Here is a 20420-nt window from a genome sequence, read left to right on the forward strand (position 1 = left end):
TAGAAGGCCTATCTTTGTTCCAATTCTTGATATTCGTATGACAAAATCATGGCAGAATATACCATATTGTTGTCTTTGTCAAAACTATGAGAATATTTGACGTCCTTGACGTATTTTCCATCGGAGATTGCTTTGTTGATTGATGTTACAAATTCCAATTGGTCATGCGTTGTTATAACTTCAATTCTCAATACTGAGAGTATGATTCTGGCGATAAAAGGGCACAGGGGATTTTAATTGACCGAACTTGTATTTGCTATCAAGTCATACGTAAGGTTTTAAAATTAATTTAAGAGTAAAAAAAGAGAAAAAGATTTTGGGATTGCTATTGCGATCCGCTTTGATATGTCCAGTCAGAACCAGTTGTAGTGCCCGGTGTAGTTGCACCTGGTGTAACTGTTCCTCCAGATGGAGCATTGTTTGATTTCCATGCGCCTGGACCCATTTGGTGTTCATGCATCATGCCTCTTGCGTGACCCATGCCAGAGCCACCCATATGAAATGCGTGTCCTGGTGAGGTGTAAAGTATAGCTCCAGATGATGGATCAATAATCACGGAATATACCATGCTATTGCTGTCGATTACTTTGAAGGCATATACAAGATCTCCTTGCATTGGTTTCAAGCTTCCACTGATTACCTTGCCACCACCAGTAATTGCTGAGTCTGTTGCAGCTGTGTTTGCAGCATCAGAGAAGCTTACTGTAGCTTTTGACAAAAGTAACTGTTCAATATTTATTGAACCCTGGATTGTTGGTTTTGCCGGAGTAGTTTGTGCAGATGCTGCTGACATTCCCGCTGTGGCAATTATTGCCACACCAATTATGATAGCAAGCAACTTTTTGTGTGCTACTAGGCTCTGTGTATTCATGTCGTAATTACTGAAAAGTCGATATAAAGAATTGTGACACCTTGTTCAGTAACAATGTTAACTAATATCTTAAATATGACATTAAAAGTCTTCAAAGGCACGCATGAAATCTCATGTGTTGACAGGAAGAGCACGTTTCCATCTTCATGCTTACAGGCATGGTAATTGTCAGAAAACCTATAAAACCAGTAAATTGGTCAAAACATTACACCTGTGTGTCAAGACAATCATTACTATAATTTATAAAGAAAGTTATAGAAATTACAACTATGCGAAAAGATTCATGTAGAAACTGTGGTGTAACTATGCAGGAATTTCAACATTGCACCGTATGTAACGTAGTAAACCAGTTCGTTTGCGCCCACTGTAGAAGAGCAAGTGATGAACAGGTTCACATGGAATGCAGTCATATCACAAGAGAACTTGTCCTAAATTAGTCAGTTATCAAAATTTCAAAACTAGTTAAACGATTTTCCTTTCCATATGGCCATATTTCGAATCCACACCAAAAACAGGATCTGAAATATTATTATACTACCACAAAATGATGAGCGTTACAAATGAGTTTTCTTGATTTATACATGAATCGCAATCCGCTAATTACCAGTCCAAGCGAAGACGGCGACGTATCTGCCATAGTATATGGAATTCCATTTGATTCAACTCATTCTTTTAGACCAGGTACAAGATTTGGCCCAGATGCAGTTCGACAAGCCTTTAACAATATAGAAATTTTCTCAACAAGATTCAACGTAGACTTGGAAAGTGTCAATATCGAAGACCTTGGAAATACATATCATACTGTAGTTGCAACCGAGGTTCTTGACATGATAGGAAAAATTACCGCAGAACTTGCTGTAAGAGACAAACAGATGATAATTTTAGGAGGAGAGCATTTGATAACTTATGGAACATACATGGCATTTCCAAAAGAAACTGGATATATCGTATTTGATGCACATTATGATTTGCGAGACGAATATGCGGATATCAAGTTAAGTCATGCAGCTTATCTTAGAAGAATTATAGAAAAAAGAGGTCCAGAAAACATTGTTCATGTTGGTGCAAGATCATTTGTAAAAGAAGAACTTGCATTCAAGACAGAACATAAAGTAAATACTGTTACTGACAAAGACATTAGAGAAGGCAGGGGACCTAAAATGGTCAAGGATTTCATGTCAACTTTTGATAAAATCTATGTAAGCATTGATTTAGACGTGTTAGACCCAGCATTTGCACCAGGAGTTGGCAACCCAGAAGCTATGGGAATTACCTCACGTGAACTATTTGACATGATATATGCATTAGAAGGAAATACAATTCGATGTATGGATATCGTAGAATTATGTCCTCCATATGACAACGGTGCAACCGCATCTGTTGCAGCAAAACTAATGTCCGAAGTCATTGCAATGAATCTATCCCGCAAGTAACTTAAGGTAGAAGATAGATATCATATCTAGTGGAAAGAGACATTTCTGAATTAATCAAAAAAGGTTCACAGTTAATCATAGATGGGAATTTTGAAGAAGCATTGAGTTACTTTGATCAAACAATTATTATGCAACCAAACAATCCCGATTTATTAAACAAAAAAGGAATTGCATTACGTGGCCTTGGCAGATATGACGAAGCTATAGAATGTTTCAACAGATCATTACAGCTTGACCCAAGAGATTTAGACGCGTCTTGATTTGCATTAGACCATAATTTGCGGCCTTTTTGCAACACTTCGACCCATGTTTATTCGCATAAACGGTTTTTCCTTGGTCTCTTCTTGAATATCTGCAATAAATTCTGCGACGGAGAGATTTCTAGGGTCTTTTGATTTCCTATCTCGAATTGACAGTGTGGTAGAATTTACTTCCTTTTCGCCTATGACTATGATATACCTAATCCATTCAGTCTCTGCATCTCGAATACTTTTTCCAACACTCTCGTTTCTATCATCCACATCAACACGAATGTTACTTTCAGTTAGAGTATCAGCAAGTTTTTCACAGTGTTCCAAAAACTCTGGTTTGACAGGAATAAGTCTTACCTGTGTTGGTGCCAGCCATAATGGAAACATTGGTTTTCTTCCCTCTCTTTGATCTGTTGCAGCTTTTTCCAATAATGTGTATATGACTCTCTCAATTGCACCACTTGGAGAGTTGTGTAAGATTATAGGATTTTGAGGCTTGTTTTCAGCATCCATAAAATCAATATTGTATCTTTTTCCATTTTCCACATCGATTTGATCAGTGGATAATGCAGATGCTTTCCCAGAACTATCAACATAGTTAAACTCCCATTTTAGTACGAAATAAAAGAATCTCTCCTTCCACATTTCAACAAGAACGGGCTTGCCCAACTTTGCTACAGTCTCTTCAATTATGTCCCTGTGTTCATTGTAAAACTCTTCAGTAAATCTAATTGCCATTTCATAATCTATATCATCAATACCTAGTCCCTTGATAACATCGCGAGATAGCTCAAATCTTTTTCTAAATTCTTCTTTTGCTTGATTCATGTCCGCACACATCGCATGACAGTCCGGCATGGTAAATGCACGCAGTCTTCTAAGACCTACAAGTTCTCCAGACTGTTCTCTTCTGAAACTATATCTTGTAAGCTCGTATAATTTTAATGGCAAATTCTTGTATGAGAGCTGAAAGTCTTTTGCCATAAGAAACTGTCCAAAACATGCTGCAAATCTCAAGAACAGGTGTTTACCTTCAGAATCAATGCTGTATTGTCGTGCTGGAAATCTATGGAAATAACTTTCCATGCTAGGATGATGAGAATCATACATTATCGGAGTTTCTACTTCAAATCCGCCATACTCCATTACTTTATCTGTGACATATCTTTCGATTAGTGATTTCATCAACCTTCCATTTGGATAAAACCTCATGTTGCCAGCATCTGATGCCGGTTCATAATCGGCAATTGCTAATTTTTTCATTAATTTAACATGTGGTGGAGGTTCGTCAACAGCTCTTTTTTTAGCTGCCTCATATTTTGCCAATACCTCAAGGTTTGGATATTTTGCAAAGTTGAATTTTTCAATTTCATGCAATTTACCGTCAGGTGTCAGTATGTGCCAAAATGATTGTATCTTGGATTCGGCTTTTAGTGCATTTGACGATGATTCTTTTTCTTCACCGGCAGTTATTGTTTTAGAATTTTCAGCCAAAGGATGTCCCTTGACTTGAAGTTTGTATGACTTTGTCCAACCAAACGGAGCTCGATGAACCTCAAGTCCTGTTGCATTAGATTCCATTTCTTTGAGTAATAGTAAAGCAGTAGTCGGGGATGCAAGTTTTGAGCTTAGATGAGCATAAGGATATAACAATAATTTGGCACAGCCTACTTTTTTCATGGATTCTGAAATTTCACCAATTGCCCTCTTGGCAACATCTACATTGTCTGATTCCTCTACTGCTACAAATGCAACAACTACCTCTTCGAGGCGTTTTGATTGTGGGTCAATTTCTTCAGCAGATTTTATTTCCTTTTTTACTGGAGTATATTCTACGTAATCACAGTGCAACTGCAATATTCGCATGTTTTGTTTTTGTTTTGGTTGTTGAATTAAACTTTATGCCAACACGAACTATGATTAACGATACTAGATATTGGAAAATTTTAAGAGCTAATTTACTAGATGAGAATAGTTTATCGTCGTCTCATTTTTTCAAGCTTTGTAGTAATCCTGACTATCTTTTCAATCACTTCATCATTACTACCCTTTCCTGACAAGAATTTGATGAGCCAGTCTATCTCTTCTGTGTTGAGTAGATTTTCCATCTATGTCACTACTAATTCCAAGGCAGCCATAAGCATTGTCATTGTATAGATTTCATTGTGACATCCTCGCGGTTATAGAGAATCTTTTCTAGAGTTATTGTAATAGTACAGTTTTTTTTAAACTTCATCTCTTTTTTATTTCCTACCGAGTCTTTGAATACAATACTAGGGTCATTTGCAATATCTATGACATACTGTGTTCCATTCTTGAGTTTTTTTAATTCAGGACAGCCTTTAAGATCGATGAGTAATGAACAACCAATAGAATTTGATTCAGATGAGGACATGTGATAATTTTGTAGTTGGCAATTATAAAAATGGTTCCGTTATGAATGACATCTATAGTTTAATTCCAATTGATACAATCTTTCCATTTCTTGATACAAACTTGCCAATTATTTTTGATAGTAGACCATATTTTTTATTGCGCAATGACTTGGTCAGATTTAATTCAGATTCATCTCCAAAAAATGCTTGACCTTCCATCCATTCCCCTTTTGGTTCACCTTTAAAATTTGATGGAGATATCTTGACAGATTTGTTGTGGTTTAACCGTTTTACTTTGCCAGAGGACGCGGCTGTTGCAATATAGATAATCCCATTAGACATTACAAACCAGACAGGTGTCTTTACTCCCTGACCATTCTTTTTGTATGTCTCAAGGCAGAGATATTTTTGTCCTTCAAAGAGGGCCAGTTTTTCGGATGACATGAAATGACAACCCAATATGCCAGATTAAAGCCTAGTCTTGTCAAACTTGCTGCAAAAATATTTAAAATTATTTTAATTTAATTGATTTGATTGAAAAGAATCGGAGCAGAGATCAAAAAATAAAATAACTTGTGACTAGTTATTTTCCTCTTTCTTGCGTTTTTTCATTAATTCATCAAATTTTTTCTGGATAAACTCTTTGGAATGCTTAGTTTTCTTCATGAGATATTCTTTAGAATGATGGGGATTTTATATGATTAGATTAGACAATTTAAACTTGGAATGTTTTGTTCATTCATTTTGCTACATGCTTGCCTTGGAACAGATAATTCTGAAAGGAAATCATCCAAACAAAGATAACAATTTTAAAATATCGTTCGTAGGAACAGACCGTAATTGCGATCATACTACATCACTTCATCTTATTTACGATTGAATCATGCATAATTTTGTTTATCATGACACCTATTTTCTTCATATCAATGGGTTTTTCCATAATGTGCAACACATTCCACTCCTCTAACAAAATCCTATTTGAAACAGGTCCTGATATTACTATGAATTTTGCTTTTTCGTCATATTCTATTATTTTCTGTATTCCATAATATCCATCATATTTTTGCATATCCAAATTCGTGAACACAATGTCGGGATGATAAACCAGATACAACTCATATGCTTCTTTTCCGTTGGAACCAGTTCCCATTACATGGATATTGTGTATTTTGAGAAGTTCTACAAAAAGTTCCCTTAGTTCAATATCGTCTTCAATTACTATCGCACTAATTTTTGGGAAATTTTTATTCTCATATGTCATTGCAATTATCATGTACTTGATTGGCTATGAACACCAATGTGATTTTTTTGAACAATCTATTTTCAAACGTTATTTTTTCCATATTGTATTTAATAATGCTACTATAAACATTAAAAAATTGATTATTTTTTCTTAAAATTGCATTTATTTATACGAATAACCTTTGACCAAGAATTCTACTTGTGAGACACAACATTACAACGAGTTGTCCTTTTTGTCGACTAAGAGTAAAAATAGCGCAAGGACGGGGGATTCTAAATCTAGTTTTTTACAAAATGATTCAAATCTAAACATAATATGTGGTCAATCCATCCAAGAATCAATTGATACAGATACGTAATTTGACAAAACGTTATGAAAAATTAATTGCCGTTGACAATCTCTCTTTGGAAATAGGACAAAGCGAGGTTTTTGGATTATTGGGGCCAAATGGGGCTGGCAAGACTACAGTAATACACATGCTTGCTACCCTGCTCAATCCAACATCTGGGTCTGCAACAGTCAATGGTTTTGACATACTAGAAGATCCTGAAAAAGTCAGGTCTAGCATAGGAGTTGTTTTTCAGGTTCCAAGTAGCGACGACCTTCTTACAGGATATGAAAACCTCAAAATTCATGCCTTGCTTTATGGCGTAAAACCAGACGTTAGGGAAAAACGTATCAGTGCGGCTCTGGAACTAGTTGGTTTGACAGAAAGAAAGGAGGATCAAGTAAAAAAATACTCGGGAGGAATGCGAAGAAGACTGGAAATAGCACGGGGACTAATTCATAATCCCAAAGTATTGTTTCTAGATGAACCAACATTAGGACTAGATCCTTCTAGTAGAGAGACAATGTGGAAGTATATACAACAGCTTGTAAAACAAGAAAAACTTACGATAATTCTTACGACACATTACATGGAAGAGGCGGATATGTTATGCAACAGAATTGGCATAATAGACAAGGGAAAAATTATCGCGCTAGATACTCCGGCTAGACTAAAATCAATGTTAGGAGGAGATATTGTCAAACTCAAACTAAAACAAGATTCCAATACAGATGCTCTAAAAAATCTAGAATGTATTAGTAAAATTGAGTCAGTTGATGGATATCTGTTGTTAAGTGTTGATGATGCAAAAAGAAACATTCCAGAAATTTTAAAGCATGTCGAAGTTGAATCTGTTGAAGCTACTAGTCCCACATTAAACGATGTATTTTTGAAACTAACAGGAAGACCAATCAAAGAACAAGCCGAAGGCGGTTTTATGGAGAGATATGTACAATACGACAAGCATTAGGATTTACTTTGACAAGATCTATGCACTCTGGCTAAGAGAAGTAAAGGTATTTTTTAGAGAAAAAAGCCGGCTAGTTGCATCAACCTTTACTCCGCTTTTATGGTTGTTTGTCATAGGCAGTGGATTTGGCTCTTCAACTTCAATATCGGCACATGCAGTAGATTATCAGAAATTCATATTTCCAGGAATAATTTGCATGTCGGTTGTTTTTTCATCAGTATTTTTTGGCTCATACATCATATGGGATAGAAAATTTGATTTTTTAAAAAGCGTAATGGTAGCGCCGGTATCAAGATCCACCATTTTTACTGGCAAGACATTTGGCGGTATGACAAATTCTTTAATTCAAGTATCAATACTTCTCATAGTAGGCCTAATCATCGGAGTACAATTTAGTCCACTTGCTCTAGTACAAACAGTAGTAATTGTTCTGCTGCTCTCATTTGCTTTGACATCTCTTGGACTAACTCTTGGAAGTTACATGACAAGTCTTGAAGGATTTCAGATGATAGTAAGCTTTGTAGTCTTTCCTTTGTTCTTTCTTAGTGGCGCATTATTTCCAATTGACAAACTACCTCAGTGGCTCTCAATTTTAACAACCATAGATCCTGTTACATATGCAGTAGATGCTCTTAGAAATATCATATTAGGAATAGGAAGTCATGGACTAGGTCTTGACTTGGGTGTTCTTTTATTATACAGCTGTGCGCTAGGAGCCTTGGGTACTTACTCCTTTAGAAGAATGAAAGCAGTCTAGTTCTTTTTTAAATAATAATCGACAAAAGACGTCACAACTGAAAATCTTTGTAATTACACAATATCACACTCACAGATTAGAATATAACAAACCAGTAATACCGCATATGTGAGATCTAATGTCCGCACAACGATTTAAAAAAATCCTGGTACCTTTGGACGGTTCAAAAAATTCACTAAACGCCTTAGAGACTGCAATTCATCTCACAGTTGAGAATGAAGCATCACTTGTTGTCATTCATGTAATTCACACCCTTTCGCAAAAAGCAAGTGTCAAACAAAAATCAGGAGAAGAGGAGGTTCCACCATCATTTATTCTTCAGACAAAAAAACTTGCCATGAAAAACAAGATACCGTTTTCTAGCAGAGTGTTAACAGGGGATCCCGGACATGCCATAGTTGAATATTCCAATACTCATGGCATAGATTTGATTGTGATAGGTGCAAGAGGAGTCAATACCTTTAAGAATATTTTTCTTGGAAGTGTGTCAAGTTATGTATTACACAAATCAAAGATTCCAGTAATGCTAGTCAAATGAGTTTTTAGAAATAAAAATAGTTTCCTTCTAGTTAAAAAATAAAAAAAGAGCGTTTCTTGCGAAACTATTATGAAGTTGTTCCTGATGGTGCTGTGCTGGTAGATGGAGTTTGTTTATTCCATCCCTGTCCACCATGTTTGAAACCGCCATTCATTCCTCCTGCATGTCCTCCACCAAAGCCGCCCATTTGAAATGCGTGGCCTGCTGAGGCGTAGAGTACTGAACCGCTTGAAGGATCGACAATCACGGAATATACCATGTTGTTACCGTCAATTACCTTGAAGGCGTATACAAGAGAACCTTGCATTGGTTTCAAGCTTCCACTAATCACTTTTCCACCAATAATTGGTGCAGTTGATGAACCGCCTGCTGCAGTTGTTGCTGCAGTAGAAAAGTCTACTTTGACATTAGACAAAAGTAGCTGTTCAATATTGATTGAACCCTGGATTTTTGGTGCTGTACTTGTTGTAGCTGGAGCACTCTGTGCAGACGCTGCGCCCATTCCTGCTGTGGCAAATATTGCCACACCAATTATGATTGCAAGCATCTTCTTGTGTGCTGATAGGCTTGATGTATTCATGCCGTAATTACTTGAAACTCGATATAAAGAATTGTGACACATTGTTCAGTAACAATGTTACTTCTGTCAAGAATGCACAAGGCATGCATTAACAATATTAATTTCTTAGTGTACGGTACAATACCTGTTAAAAATAGTGAGCATGTGTTAATTCTAGTTTAAAAATCAATAATAGGTATGAGTCGTGTTGTATTCTATGTCTAGAATTAGATCATGTATAAAATAATCAAAATGCCATTTGAGCAAAAGAATTACAAATTTGTCTCAGTTCCAAATCCGAATCAATAATACACTTTTTTATCAAATCCGTTGCTGTAACAATTCCCACTAGACGCGTTCCTTCCATCACAGGTACCTTGTGGATCTTTTTCTCTTTCATCAGTTCAGCAAGTTTTTTTGCAGTATCACTAGGACTAGATGTTATCAAGGGTACAGACATTACATTTTGTACTAGAGTAGATGATGACTTGTCAAGAGAGGTAATTTTTGTTACAAAATCTCTTTCTGTTATTATGCCAACAGGTACATTTTCTTTGGTAACAACCAGGCAACTAACTCCGGTATCTTCCATCATCTTGGCAGCTTCTTTGACTGTCAAAGTTACATCAATTGAAACAATTTGTTTCTTCATCATATCTTTTACAAAAGTATCCATTACCACGTACTATTTTTCATTCCATAAAAATGTCGAATTTGATTATCATTTGCGATAATCAATCATGCCAGCATATGTGCCTAAATTTTCTTTTAATGGACTTGCACTTGCCATGTAACAAATATCTGTCTAGTCCAAATCTGTTGTTTTAAAAAATAATACTAATGGAGGAATGGGGCTGGACATGCTTAGGTACAATGTATTATTTGGTTCCATTTGTGCGTAAATTCTTCATTTTAACAGGGTATTCATAAAATCACCTATCCAAGTTTAAACTCATTAGGATACTATCATACTTGATATTTTTGTGCTTGTCCTGTACATAACTACTAGCCGTTTATTACTAATTTTTCAAACTCTTGTTTTACTTTAGGCAATTGTACAGTAAACGTAGTAGGGTTATTTTTTACCATAATCTTTCCACCATGATTTTCTATTATTGTTTGACAGCTAGATAGGCCAAGGCCAGTTCCTCTTTGCTTTGTAGTAAATAATGGCTCGAATATTTTTGCAAGATCATTCTCAGGTATTCCCGGACCTGAATCAGATACGCCAAGCATTGTTAAATCTTGCTTGTCTTCAGTCGATATGATAATCTTACCAGTATCGCCTGTTGCTTGAATTGCATTTGTTATGATGTTTGACAAGACTGTTTCAAGCTGTGCCACATCTCCAAATATTTGTACATCTTGTTTGGGTACAACAATCTGTACTCCATAAGGAATATTGATGGTCCTAAGAACGGATTCTATTAGAAGTCTTGATGACATCCATTCACTTGTTAATGGTTTTTCCCTTATAAAATCTAAAATTCCATTTATCTGCCTGTCCATTCTATCAATTGCTCGTTTTAATCGATTTATCCTAGCTATTGATTTTTCATCTTTAGGCCCTCGGAGCGCCATGATATCCACTTCTGCTTTGATGACTGAGAGTGGATTTCTCAAATCATGTGATACTCTTGCTGCCAAGTTTCCAATAGCTACTAGTTTTTCATTTTTGAGCATTATCTCCTTTGAGAGTTTTAGTCTGCTTCTTAAAATGAAAATTATATTCAGCCCAATTGTCATAGATACCAAAAATGCCGGGATCACACTCTTGTTGAAATTGATGTTATCTATTTTTGTCTTGGCTGTCTGGGATAAAATAAAAACAGAATAATCTGTAGTCTTTTTCCATCCCTTTTCCATCGGGGATATTTTCTTGTTGTTTATAACCTGATGATCATCCCAGCTCTTTTCAAATTTAATCATTTGTCCTGTTATTGGTTCTATCCAGAAAGTTGAGACTGTATCAGAGAGAACCCTTACGCCATCATATTTAGGAAATGCGTCTGTGAGATCTACATCATGTGTTTCTGCTTGAAAGACATACACCTCAAGACCGTTGATATTGTCTATTTTTTTATAAACTAGTGGACTGTCTGCAAAAACTAATGGGTGATAAAATTCATAATCATGTTTTTCTACTCCCGGTTTGAACGCAAATTGTTTTGTTGGCATATCCTGATATGTTCTTGAATAGGCATTTACCTGATACTCTTTTTCAGAATGAAAGATCTCCTTGCCATTATCATTTCTTGTTCCGCTTATTACGGATGAAATTGTTATAAATTCTTCTTTTGTATCAATTACTTTTTGAATTAATGATTCTCTAAGGTGAAAAGGTTGTGATAACTCTGTCCCAACACCATTTGCAACTTGGTCTTGGCCTTCTTGTTCCACATACACTTGATAATCATTGTGTATTTTTTCAAATTCTGGAATATACACCCCAAACCATATTACTAATACAGCAAAAGTTGTAGCAAACAATAAGGAAATTCTCTTTACAGTAGACTTGGAAATTCTCACAAATGGATTTTTCTAGATTTTTGATTTAAGACCAAGCTTGTTTGTTATGCACATACATGTACCAGTATAACCATCAGGTAGTTTCACATCTGTAATTTTTCATGACTGTGTACAGTTTTCGGTTAGTTTAAAAAAGATGGATCGGGCCGGATTTGAACCAGCGACCCCCGCAGTGTGAGTGCGATATCCTAACCGGGCTAGACTACCGATCCGCAAATTATTTTTAGAGTGAGTATTATTTAGTTCTTGAATTATTGTATAATTTATCAAACAGATTAGAATTTGTTTCCACAGTTTCTACAAAACTTTGTTGCCAGATGGGAAAATGTACCACATGAATCACATGGCTTGCCATCCATAGAGGTTTTTTGCATCAAATCATCCCTACCTTGAAGGCTTTTTGCGCTAACAAATGAGGCAATAGAATTTTGAGGACCAGATTGTCCCGAGACACTTCCTGATGCCAAGCCCGATGTCAAAGTGCGTGCGGAGAAGGACCGGTTCATTCGATTTAGCGCTTTTTTTATCTCAAACATGGATTTGAGTCCAAGAAATTCAAGTGCTGAATATTTCAAAACCGCATCAGTCATTCCATGATAATATTCTCGCTCAGATAACTGGCCTTGCTTGTATAGAGAATGCATTTCAGTAAATGTCTGGATATACGAGTCATAACCTCGAAAAATGTATTGTAGTTTGTCAAACATTAAAGCAAGTGTATCTACATCATCCCCACCAAAAGCTGACATGCTATCAAGGAACAAAGACCACTACTTAATTTTTTGATCTAGTGAGTATGCTGTTTAAAACACGTGCCGCAGAATTCCTGACTACATCGGGGGCACGATATCAATTCTCCAGGCCTATACCCAACAAAACATTTTGAGCATGCAAATGGATTCATGTTTTTTATATGATATTGTAATACTTAATCTTTAGCAGATTTTGGAGCCACTTGTGATTCCAATTTATCCCATGGGAATACCACGTATTCTTGACCTCGAGTTTTTTTAGCATAGACTAGCTGTTTTGGATACCATGCTCCTTTTCTTGCTACCAGAGTAGCATATACAAAATTTTTAGGATCTTTAACGAGAGGAATTATTTTTTCAAACGTAGTGCCGGAATCATATATATCATCAACAAAAAGCGTTCTTTTGGGAATGACATTTCTGTCTACCAGTATTTTTTTTATATTAAAATGATCAGCAATCAGTCTTGCTGGAACCAGTCCCCCTCTCGATATAGTAGCAATTGCATCAAACTCAAAACGTGTTTTTTTGATTTCAGCTGAGAGAATCTCTACACATGATTCAATCTCTGACCAAGACATACTAGACTTTCCTTTCCAATTAGAGGCCAACTTGCAAATACTTGATGTGGTTGTCTAATAATCATTTTCAAAAACATATTTTATAAATTTAGATCTGGCTAAATAATTTAGCCCTAGCTAACTTTTATATGAAGACCATACCAGCATGCAATCGTGACAACATCTAAATTATATTCAAAATTATCTCATTTTACAGGTTTTCTAAGAAAATTCATTGCATATTCTGGTCCTGCACTAATTGTAAGCATAGCATACATGGATCCAGGAAATTATGGAACAGATCTCCAAGGAGGAGCTGCTTTTGGGTATTCATTACTTTGGGTGGTATGGCTTTCAAGTGCCATAGCTATGTTAGTTCAATACCTATCTGGAAAATTAGGAATTGCAACAGAGAGAAGCATGGCTGAAATTTTGCGGGAAAAATTAGGTAGAAAGTTATTCATCATACCATATTGGCTAAGTGCAGAAGTTGCAGCGGCGGCGACAGACCTTGCCGAATATCTTGGAACGGTTATTGCGTTAAATCTATTATTTGGAGTGCCAATGATTTATGCCGCAATCTTTGGAGCGGTGGATGTCATCATAATACTAGCTCTCACATCAAGAAAATTCCGTCTAATGGAACAGCTCTTTTTGCTTTTTGTTTCAATCATAAGCTTTGGATATGTCTATGAGATGTTAGTGGCACCACCAACTATACACGGAATACTTGCAGGTTCATTTTTGCCTCACTTTGCAAATTCTAGTGCGTTGTTTGTTGCAGTTGGCATAATTGGCGCTACTGTAATGCCACATGTTGTTTTTCTACATTCTTTTCTTACAAAGGAAAAGGCAATCGGCAAGACACTTGAGGATAGAAAGAAGATGCGAAGATTACATCTTGCAGAGACGATATTCTTGCTTACCATAGCTGCCTTGGTAAATGCTGCAATATTGTTAATGGCCGCAGTTGCATTTTATCCCAACAATTCTCAAATTGCATCAATTGCCGAAGCCTACAAGACACTTGTACCATTATTTGGAATATCTGCTGGAACAATTTTTGTAATCACATTACTTTCATCAGGTATAGCATCATCTGCTGCAGGAACCCTGGCAGGTCAAATCATAATGGAGGGACTCTTGGGGAAAAAAGTCAACATGTGGCTGCGAAGAATAATTACAAGATTTGTAAATGTCATACCAACCACAGTTGCCATACTGTTAGGTTTTGATCCTTTGCACATTCTAGTGTACAGTCAATTTCTTCTCAGTCTGATGATACCAATTGCAGTAATACCTGTAGTAATGCTTACAATGGACAAAAAATTAATGGGAGTTTTTGTCAATAGAAAAATAACTACAATAATTGCATGTCTTTTTGTAGGAATAGTTCTAGTATTCAATGCGCTATCTTTGATAAGTCCAACATCCTAGAATAATTTTAAAAATAAAATATCCTAGGTAACTACCTTGAACTGGATATTTTTCTTTTTGAGGAATGCAACTAGTTGTTCTGCGTGTGTCTGGTCTTGTGTCTCCAAGCTTAGTGTTACCCCAGCTGTTCCTGCAGGAATGCTTGAAGATAGTCTGTCATGGATTACATCGACAATATTTACACTAAGAGAAGATATCTGGTCTACAACTTCCTTTAGTGCCCCTGGCTTGTCTGTTAAAAGTATGAATATTTTGACCATCCTACCCATCTCAGTCAAACCTTTGGCTACGATTTGGCCTAGAAGATACATGTCCACATTTCCTCCAGATAATATTGGGACGACCTTTTTGCCCTTGGCAGGTTTTTTGTCAAGTAGGTATGCCAACCCTACAGCACCAGCTGGTTCTACAACCATCTTTGCTCTTTCCATTAAAAGAAACATTGCTTTTACAATTGCAGAATCATCAACTAGAACGATATCATCAATTAATTCGTTTATGATTTTAAATGTAGAATATCCCGGTGTCTTGACAGATATTCCATCTGCAATTGTCCTATGACCTGAAACTGATTGTAACTTTCCTGCATCAAATGATTTTTTCATTGCTGGAAATCCTGATGATTGTACTCCTATCACTTTGACTTTGGGCTTTTTTGCCTTGACTGCTTTTAAAACTCCCGCAGCTAGTCCTCCTCCACCAATTGGAACATAGATTTCATCAACGTCTGGAAGATCCTCAATTATTTCTAGACCTATTACTCCCTGAGCTGCAATTACTATCTCATCATCAAATGCATGAACCATTGTTGCACCAGTTTTTTTTGCAATCTCTGTTGCCTTGGCAGATGACTCGTCATATATGGAACCCTCCAAGATTACTTTGGCACCATATGCCTTGGTGGCTGAAACTTTGGCAGGTGAAGCGTTTACAGGCATCACTATAGTGCATGGAATTTTTTCAAGTGCTGATGCATACGCAACACCTTGCGCATGATTTCCTGCTGAAGCTGCAATCACTCCTTTTTTCTTTTCTTCTTTGGAAAGACTTGCAATCTTTGCATAAGCTCCGCGTACCTTAAACGAGCCAGTCTTTTGCAGACATTCAGATTTTAGATAAACCTGGGAACCTGTCATGATACTAAAAGAGTAGGAACTCTCAAGTGGAGTTCTGCGGATAACATTTTTCTGGATCCTTTGAGACTTTAGTATATCTTCAAGTGTGATGTTCAACAGAATTTTCAACCCATCTCGGTATATTTGGCTTGTTGAATACTATTACTTCAAAATGTGTCATGTATTTTTGATTACAAAATACGATTTTAAGCAAAAAATGGATAATTAGTTAATAATTTAATAGAATTTTCAACGATCTGGAAAGGGCTAAATAATATCATGAATACCTTACAGATCTAAGTCAAGGGGTCAACGCTGCGTCATCTTGCGTCAACTCCCCAAACTCTGGCGCCGATGATACAGTCCAGGCCCCTTGGCTAAATTATGTTGATTTTAAAATATACAATCATATAAACAATTTTTTAATTTTTTAGAGCTCTTATGACACTATCCATCAACACAGGCAAGTTAGTCTTTGTCTGCTCGGAGATTCTTGAGAGATTGATGTTTCCCTGTCGTATGTTATTTTTCAGATATTCTAAATTAAAGTTGCAGAGACACCCTTCCTCTGCTGCGATCATCCTGTTTTCATCGATCATAACAGATGTTGTGTGATATACTTCAATTAACATATTGTCAAGCTCTACAAACAATCTATCCCTGTTTGAAACAAGTTTTGTGTGTTCAGCGTGTGACACCTCAATTGATTGGACAATATCCTGTGTTATGTCTTCACGATTAAACAATACTTCAAATAATTTTTGGTCATCCATGGATTGGTATCCTTCCTGTTTGAGTTTTTCTTCTATGATCTTGTCATTCTCAGGTCCCACCTTTACCTGAAGTTTTGCAATCATATCAGATATGTCCGAGAGTTCTTTTTGAATCTCGATTACTCTATGGTCAAGCTTGTAGAATAACAACGCATGGTACTGTAACGACATGTGTCCAGAAAGAAGATAGTTTCCTTCCTTTATCTCAAATTTTATAAAACTTCTTCGAAGATCTTTCTCGGCAGTTGCAGAAACGCCCTGATTGCTCCAGTCTGGAATTTTTTGCAATATATCATCAAAGAACTTTCTAACAAGGGCAGGATCAAATGATTCCTGATCTGTAACTGTACCATCCCCTAGCATTACCTTTAGTGGAACTTTAGTTGTAAGACGAGTCATATGTTCTGAAAACAAGGTACGAACACTTTCTGCCTTGTCACTCATTGATTTTATAAAAGGATCAGGATTGCTTGTTGGAATCTGCACAAATTATCCACAGAAAACATCCACATAAAATCGATAGGTACTTTAAATACGCTATAAAGCCAATTTCATCATAGGATTAAGGATAATGCCAAAACCCTCGTTTAAGAAGATAGTATGCTGGAATTGTGATGTAGAAATCATACAATACTTTGATATAAAATACAAGGGAGAAAGAGGAGTATGTCCAGTATGTGGAGTCAATTTCCCGTTAGAGTAGATACCAATGAGTGATCCCCCTAGTCCACCAAAAGATGTGCCCACAAAGAACATCATTGACATGATGTTGGGAGGAGGCAAGTCTGGTACGTTAGATACTGAGAGCCTCATCAAAGAGACACAAAAAAGAGTGTGGAGTTCGCTTAAGAAAGGATACGAGTATGATTATTCTGTCGACGAGTCTGACAAGTTTCTACGTAACCACGTGTCCCAGAAACTGCACATGATAGTCATGTTTGTAGATCTTGTCGGTTCAACAGATATGGCACTACTGCTTCCACCAGAAAAACTTGGAATCATTATCAGTTCATTCTCACAAGAGATGCGTTCAGTTATTCGTCACCATGGAGGTTATGTCTTAAAGTATGTAGGGGATGCTGTAATAGGATACTTCATTGCAGAAGAAAGCCCCCTTGTTGTGTCAGATAATGCTGTTAACTGTGCAAGGACCATGATTGATATAATTGAAAGAGGAATAAATCCAATTCTTAGTGAATATGATTATCCAGAGTTGCGAGTAAAGATAGGAATGGACTTTGGAGAGAATGTCATAGTACGATATGGGGCTGATGAAGTAAGATCACATGTTGACATTCTAGGTCCTGCAGTGAGTATCGCTGCCAAGATTACAGCGTTATCAAAACCAAATCAGATTCTTGTCGGTCATGACATTTACGACAAACTTCACCCCAACTTGAAGAATCTTTTTGAAACAGTTGAATGGCCAGACAATCACTGGTCTTACCAAGATAAGAAGACTGGAAAACTATACCGTGTTTATGCAATGCATGCCTAGACAGTAAATCTGTCTGGACATTCTACATGTTCATAGTGATGATCTGTAAATTTTTGGTCTACAATATACATTACAATTTTGTATAAATCCGTAGAATTAATATTTTTTTTACATTTTATACAATCCATTGATATTGTTTTTGACATTAAACTTGTGTCGATCTGGGCATTCTATAAGGATCAGTGATCGACGGAATTTGATAAAAAACGACTGATACTTGACACTTTTGTATATCTAACGAGTAATTTTGTGAGTAAACATGAAATAGAGGAGAGCAAGAATTGCATTCATGTGGTATTACGATGCAAGAAGAATCATGGAAACTTTTGGACAACCACTTGATATGATAAATTCACCATTTGCATTTCCAAGATTACCACCGCGTGCAAATCCTCCACTAGGAATTGCCAATGCTGGAAGAATAAAGGACCAGATTGTACATGATTCAGATATGACAATGGGTAAACTAACAGGTTATCACACAATGTTTCAAAGATATGCAGCAGGCTTGTTTAACATGACACCAAATGCATTCATGCCAGGACATCCAATGCATGCAAAGATGCAACCAGTTGATACACTAAGAGAAGAAAACGAAAAATTACGACAGGAAAATCTTTCGTTAAAATCAGGCCTTGACAAAGAAAAGAAAAAGTAACCTCTTACTTTTTAAAGCTTAAATGTTCTACTATAAACATGCAAAAGACACCAGATCAAAAATGGAAAGAACAGATTATTCAATATAGGAAAAAGTGTCAGAGCATTTTAGAGATATCAAAATCAATAAGATATGTTGGGTTGGTAAATGAATACGGGACTACACTTACAGGAATTTTAAAACCAGGACTAACCACTTTGTTATCACGTGAATCTGCAAGAAATGAATTCTTTCTTGTTTCGACTTTATTGACAATGCGAAATAAAGCAAGTTCGGCCCTTGGAAAGATGGACCACGTAGTTTTCAGACATGAAAAAATCACGGTAATTGCATTTCAAAGAAAAGAAGGAATTTACTACATCTCAATAAACAAGAACACATCTCCAGATGTTGTAGTTAAAATAATGTTAAAAATTAAAAAAATTATTTAGAGTGGAGCAAATCCGTGGAAACCACGTGCTTGTTTTGCACCATCATCAAATGAGGGCTCAAATAATGACACCATGTATTTGTCTGGGTCTAACACAATACAGTTTTTGCCCGCCTTGTGTGAAATAATGTCTCTGTAAATTGGGACATTTTTCGATTTGAGTTCTTTTACTGCAGAGTCTATATCGCCTACGACAAGTCCTACAACTATGCCATTTTCAATGGATGTTCCAGTGTTAATGGCCTTGATTGCAGGATGTAGTATTACCGTTGCACCCTCTTTTGCCAATTCTACCCAATTTTCTCGGGAATTCTTAATTGGCAAACCAATTATCTCGTGGTAAAATTTCAGAGATTTTTCAAGGTCTGAAACTGCGATAATTACGCTCCCAAGGTGTCTGATATTCATACCCCAAGTAAACACGTGGAGGTGTTAAAGGATTTTGGTACCTTATACTACTTGTACGAGTGTCTCGGTGCGCTCTACGCCCGTAATATTGTGAATATCAGTCGTGACATCCTTGATCTGTGATAATTCCTTGACTTCGATTAGTGCAACTGCATCAAATTGACCACTCACTGGAAAAGAGTCATAGACTGATTTTACCATGCGGAGTCGTGCCGCTATCAATTTTTTCGGAGATTTAACTAGAACTACGGCTTTGACCAACCCATATCTACCTCCACTTCAATCAAAGTCTCTGTTGAAACAATTTCCTTTATTTTCTTAAAGTCTATGACCACGTTGTTAATCTCTTCCATTGTTCCTTGTAATACAACTGCAATATCTGCCCTTCCTGTTACAACCATGATTTCCTTGACAATCTTTCTTGCTTTTTTCAGAGATGTAATAACAGCATCAACTTTGCCAGGTTTTACGGCTATCAAACAAAGAGATCGCATATTCCTGTAATGGAATGATCACGGATAAGCATTATGTTGAAAAATTATGAAGAAATCTAATCGTCGCTTGCTTCTTGGGAGCGAGCTTCTTCTAGGTATGCCTTTCTTGCTTCGAGCTCTGCTTCCTTGTCAAGACCAGTATCATCTTCAACAACTATTATGCCGTCGTCTTCCTGAACTATGTCTTCTTTGAGTTTTGTCTTCTCCTTTACCTTACCCTTTGGAGATTCCTTCTTAGCATGTTCTTTTTTTGGAGCTTCCTTCTTGGCATGTTCTTTTTTTGGAGCTTCCTTCTTAGCAGGCTTTTTTGCTTCTTTTTTCTTGTCCTTTGTCATAAGACGATTATCAAACACGTAACATCGTCCTTTTAAACTTGTCTTAGAATGGAGCCACTAGCCCTTTTCCTTCACCCACCAAAGGAAATACGCCGATATTCGCAGG

The 20420-nt window shown here is 36.6% G+C and carries 28 protein-coding genes and 1 tRNA gene; 10 read left to right on the forward strand and 19 right to left on the reverse strand.

What is annotated here, in order from left to right; genetic code table 11:
- Positions 1-8: 8 nt before the first annotated feature.
- Both C0Q33_RS01090 and C0Q33_RS01095 read right to left on the reverse strand, forming a co-directional pair.
- Positions 9-191, reverse strand: a complete 183-nt coding sequence (locus tag C0Q33_RS01090; protein WP_101476760.1) for a hypothetical protein — start codon at positions 189-191, stop codon at positions 9-11.
- 134 nt (positions 192-325) lie between these two features.
- Positions 326-871 (reverse strand): PepSY domain-containing protein, encoded by a 546-nt coding sequence (locus C0Q33_RS01095; protein ID WP_101476761.1) that lies wholly within the window; start codon positions 869-871, stop codon positions 326-328.
- Between the two features lie 560 nt (positions 872-1431).
- On the opposite strand from C0Q33_RS01095, the gene speB reads away from it, so the two are divergent.
- Together speB and C0Q33_RS01105 are read left to right on the forward strand one after the other, a co-directional pair.
- Positions 1432-2304: an agmatinase gene (gene speB, locus C0Q33_RS01100; RefSeq protein ID WP_101476762.1), complete on the forward strand. Its 873-nt coding sequence runs from the start codon at positions 1432-1434 to the stop codon at positions 2302-2304.
- 29 nt (positions 2305-2333) lie between these two features.
- The gene (locus C0Q33_RS01105; protein ID WP_101476763.1) at positions 2334-2564 is read left to right on the forward strand and encodes a tetratricopeptide repeat protein; all 231 of its coding nucleotides are present in this window, start codon (positions 2334-2336) and stop codon (positions 2562-2564) included.
- Positions 2565-2570: 6 nt separating this feature from the next.
- Here the strand turns inward: C0Q33_RS01105 and C0Q33_RS01110 are convergent, their stop codons facing one another.
- The 5 genes from C0Q33_RS01110 to C0Q33_RS01125 all read right to left on the reverse strand — a co-directional run bounded on the left by C0Q33_RS01110 (position 2571) and on the right by C0Q33_RS01125 (position 6203).
- Positions 2571-4421 carry a threonine--tRNA ligase gene (locus C0Q33_RS01110; protein ID WP_101476764.1) on the reverse strand — a complete coding sequence of 617 codons (1851 nt, stop codon included), beginning with the start codon at positions 4419-4421 and terminating at the stop codon, positions 2571-2573.
- A gap of 110 nt (positions 4422-4531) precedes the next feature.
- On the reverse strand, positions 4532-4663 hold the full coding sequence (locus C0Q33_RS09545) for a hypothetical protein (protein ID WP_281258807.1): 132 nt from the start codon (positions 4661-4663) through the stop codon (positions 4532-4534).
- 38 nt (positions 4664-4701) lie between these two features.
- Positions 4702-4950, reverse strand: a complete 249-nt coding sequence (locus C0Q33_RS01115; protein WP_101476765.1) for a hypothetical protein — start codon at positions 4948-4950, stop codon at positions 4702-4704.
- Between the two features lie 52 nt (positions 4951-5002).
- Positions 5003-5374 carry a PPOX class F420-dependent oxidoreductase gene (locus C0Q33_RS01120; RefSeq protein WP_101476766.1) on the reverse strand — a complete coding sequence of 124 codons (372 nt, stop codon included), beginning with the start codon at positions 5372-5374 and terminating at the stop codon, positions 5003-5005.
- A gap of 412 nt (positions 5375-5786) precedes the next feature.
- On the reverse strand, positions 5787-6203 hold the full coding sequence (locus tag C0Q33_RS01125; protein WP_101476767.1) for a response regulator transcription factor: 417 nt from the start codon (positions 6201-6203) through the stop codon (positions 5787-5789).
- 311 nt (positions 6204-6514) lie between these two features.
- On the opposite strand from C0Q33_RS01125, the gene C0Q33_RS01130 reads away from it, so the two are divergent.
- The 3 genes from C0Q33_RS01130 (at position 6515) to C0Q33_RS01140 (ending at position 8766) form a co-directional block, all read left to right on the forward strand.
- Positions 6515-7471, forward strand: coding sequence for an ATP-binding cassette domain-containing protein (locus C0Q33_RS01130; RefSeq protein ID WP_245867275.1), 957 nt, complete (start codon positions 6515-6517; stop codon positions 7469-7471).
- Positions 7449-8228, forward strand: a complete 780-nt coding sequence (locus C0Q33_RS01135) for an ABC transporter permease (protein ID WP_101476769.1) — start codon at positions 7449-7451, stop codon at positions 8226-8228. The genes C0Q33_RS01130 and C0Q33_RS01135 overlap by 23 nt, the downstream gene beginning before the upstream one ends.
- Before the next feature lie 118 nt (positions 8229-8346).
- Positions 8347-8766 (forward strand): universal stress protein, encoded by a 420-nt coding sequence (locus C0Q33_RS01140; RefSeq protein WP_101476770.1) that lies wholly within the window; start codon positions 8347-8349, stop codon positions 8764-8766.
- 67 nt (positions 8767-8833) lie between these two features.
- Here C0Q33_RS01140 and C0Q33_RS01145 read toward each other — a convergent pair whose 3' ends face one another.
- From C0Q33_RS01145 to C0Q33_RS01170, 6 genes are all read right to left on the reverse strand, one after another.
- Entirely contained in the window at positions 8834-9346 is a 513-nt protein-coding gene (locus C0Q33_RS01145; RefSeq protein ID WP_101476771.1) for a PepSY domain-containing protein, read from the reverse strand.
- Positions 9347-9572: 226 nt separating this feature from the next.
- Positions 9573-10001: a CBS domain-containing protein gene (locus C0Q33_RS01150; RefSeq protein ID WP_133120966.1), complete on the reverse strand. Its 429-nt coding sequence runs from the start codon at positions 9999-10001 to the stop codon at positions 9573-9575.
- 329 nt (positions 10002-10330) lie between these two features.
- Positions 10331-11854 (reverse strand): porin PorA family protein, encoded by a 1524-nt coding sequence (locus C0Q33_RS01155; protein ID WP_101476773.1) that lies wholly within the window; start codon positions 11852-11854, stop codon positions 10331-10333.
- Between the two features lie 137 nt (positions 11855-11991).
- A tRNA-Val gene (locus C0Q33_RS01160) sits at positions 11992-12066 on the reverse strand.
- Between the two features lie 63 nt (positions 12067-12129).
- On the reverse strand, positions 12130-12603 hold the full coding sequence (locus C0Q33_RS01165) for a zinc ribbon domain-containing protein (protein ID WP_101476774.1): 474 nt from the start codon (positions 12601-12603) through the stop codon (positions 12130-12132).
- 179 nt (positions 12604-12782) lie between these two features.
- On the reverse strand, positions 12783-13187 hold the full coding sequence (locus tag C0Q33_RS01170) for a phosphoribosyltransferase (protein WP_101476775.1): 405 nt from the start codon (positions 13185-13187) through the stop codon (positions 12783-12785).
- Between the two features lie 153 nt (positions 13188-13340).
- Between C0Q33_RS01170 and C0Q33_RS01175 the strand changes: the two genes are divergently transcribed.
- Positions 13341-14603 (forward strand): Nramp family divalent metal transporter, encoded by a 1263-nt coding sequence (locus tag C0Q33_RS01175; RefSeq protein WP_165776403.1) that lies wholly within the window; start codon positions 13341-13343, stop codon positions 14601-14603.
- Between the two features lie 23 nt (positions 14604-14626).
- Here C0Q33_RS01175 and ilvA read toward each other — a convergent pair whose 3' ends face one another.
- Positions 14627-15835, reverse strand: a complete 1209-nt coding sequence (gene ilvA, locus C0Q33_RS01180; RefSeq protein ID WP_101476777.1) for a threonine ammonia-lyase — start codon at positions 15833-15835, stop codon at positions 14627-14629.
- Positions 15836-16140: 305 nt separating this feature from the next.
- Complete coding sequence (locus C0Q33_RS01185; RefSeq protein ID WP_101476778.1) at positions 16141-16977, reverse strand: hypothetical protein; 837 nt, start codon at positions 16975-16977, stop codon at positions 16141-16143.
- An 85-nt stretch (positions 16978-17062) separates the two neighbouring features.
- Between C0Q33_RS01185 and C0Q33_RS09550 the strand changes: the two genes are divergently transcribed.
- The 4 genes from C0Q33_RS09550 to C0Q33_RS01200 all read left to right on the forward strand — a co-directional run bounded on the left by C0Q33_RS09550 (position 17063) and on the right by C0Q33_RS01200 (position 19078).
- The gene (locus C0Q33_RS09550) at positions 17063-17194 is read left to right on the forward strand and encodes a hypothetical protein (protein ID WP_281258808.1); all 132 of its coding nucleotides are present in this window, start codon (positions 17063-17065) and stop codon (positions 17192-17194) included.
- Positions 17195-17200: 6 nt separating this feature from the next.
- Positions 17201-17989 carry an adenylate/guanylate cyclase domain-containing protein gene (locus C0Q33_RS01190; RefSeq protein ID WP_101476779.1) on the forward strand — a complete coding sequence of 263 codons (789 nt, stop codon included), beginning with the start codon at positions 17201-17203 and terminating at the stop codon, positions 17987-17989.
- Between the two features lie 289 nt (positions 17990-18278).
- Positions 18279-18647, forward strand: coding sequence for a hypothetical protein (locus C0Q33_RS01195; RefSeq protein ID WP_101476780.1), 369 nt, complete (start codon positions 18279-18281; stop codon positions 18645-18647).
- 38 nt (positions 18648-18685) lie between these two features.
- Complete coding sequence (locus C0Q33_RS01200) at positions 18686-19078, forward strand: hypothetical protein (protein ID WP_101476781.1); 393 nt, start codon at positions 18686-18688, stop codon at positions 19076-19078.
- Here the strand turns inward: C0Q33_RS01200 and C0Q33_RS01205 are convergent.
- The 4 genes from C0Q33_RS01205 to C0Q33_RS01220 are packed head-to-tail and all read right to left on the reverse strand — an operon-like array spanning position 19075 to position 20332.
- Complete coding sequence (locus tag C0Q33_RS01205) at positions 19075-19485, reverse strand: VOC family protein (protein WP_101476782.1); 411 nt, start codon at positions 19483-19485, stop codon at positions 19075-19077. The genes C0Q33_RS01200 and C0Q33_RS01205 overlap by 4 nt on opposite strands.
- Positions 19486-19527: 42 nt before the next feature.
- Positions 19528-19746 (reverse strand): Lrp/AsnC ligand binding domain-containing protein, encoded by a 219-nt coding sequence (locus C0Q33_RS01210; RefSeq protein ID WP_101476783.1) that lies wholly within the window; start codon positions 19744-19746, stop codon positions 19528-19530.
- Positions 19731-19979 (reverse strand): hypothetical protein, encoded by a 249-nt coding sequence (locus C0Q33_RS01215; RefSeq protein ID WP_101476784.1) that lies wholly within the window; start codon positions 19977-19979, stop codon positions 19731-19733. Before C0Q33_RS01215 ends, C0Q33_RS01210 begins: the two co-directional genes overlap by 16 nt.
- 56 nt (positions 19980-20035) lie before the next feature.
- Positions 20036-20332, reverse strand: a complete 297-nt coding sequence (locus tag C0Q33_RS01220) for a hypothetical protein (RefSeq protein WP_133120967.1) — start codon at positions 20330-20332, stop codon at positions 20036-20038.
- Positions 20333-20420: the final 88 nt, after the last annotated feature.

It is taken from the genome of Candidatus Nitrosotalea bavarica (assembly GCF_900167955.1).
GTDB lineage: Archaea > Thermoproteota > Nitrososphaeria > Nitrososphaerales > Nitrosopumilaceae > Nitrosotalea > Nitrosotalea bavarica.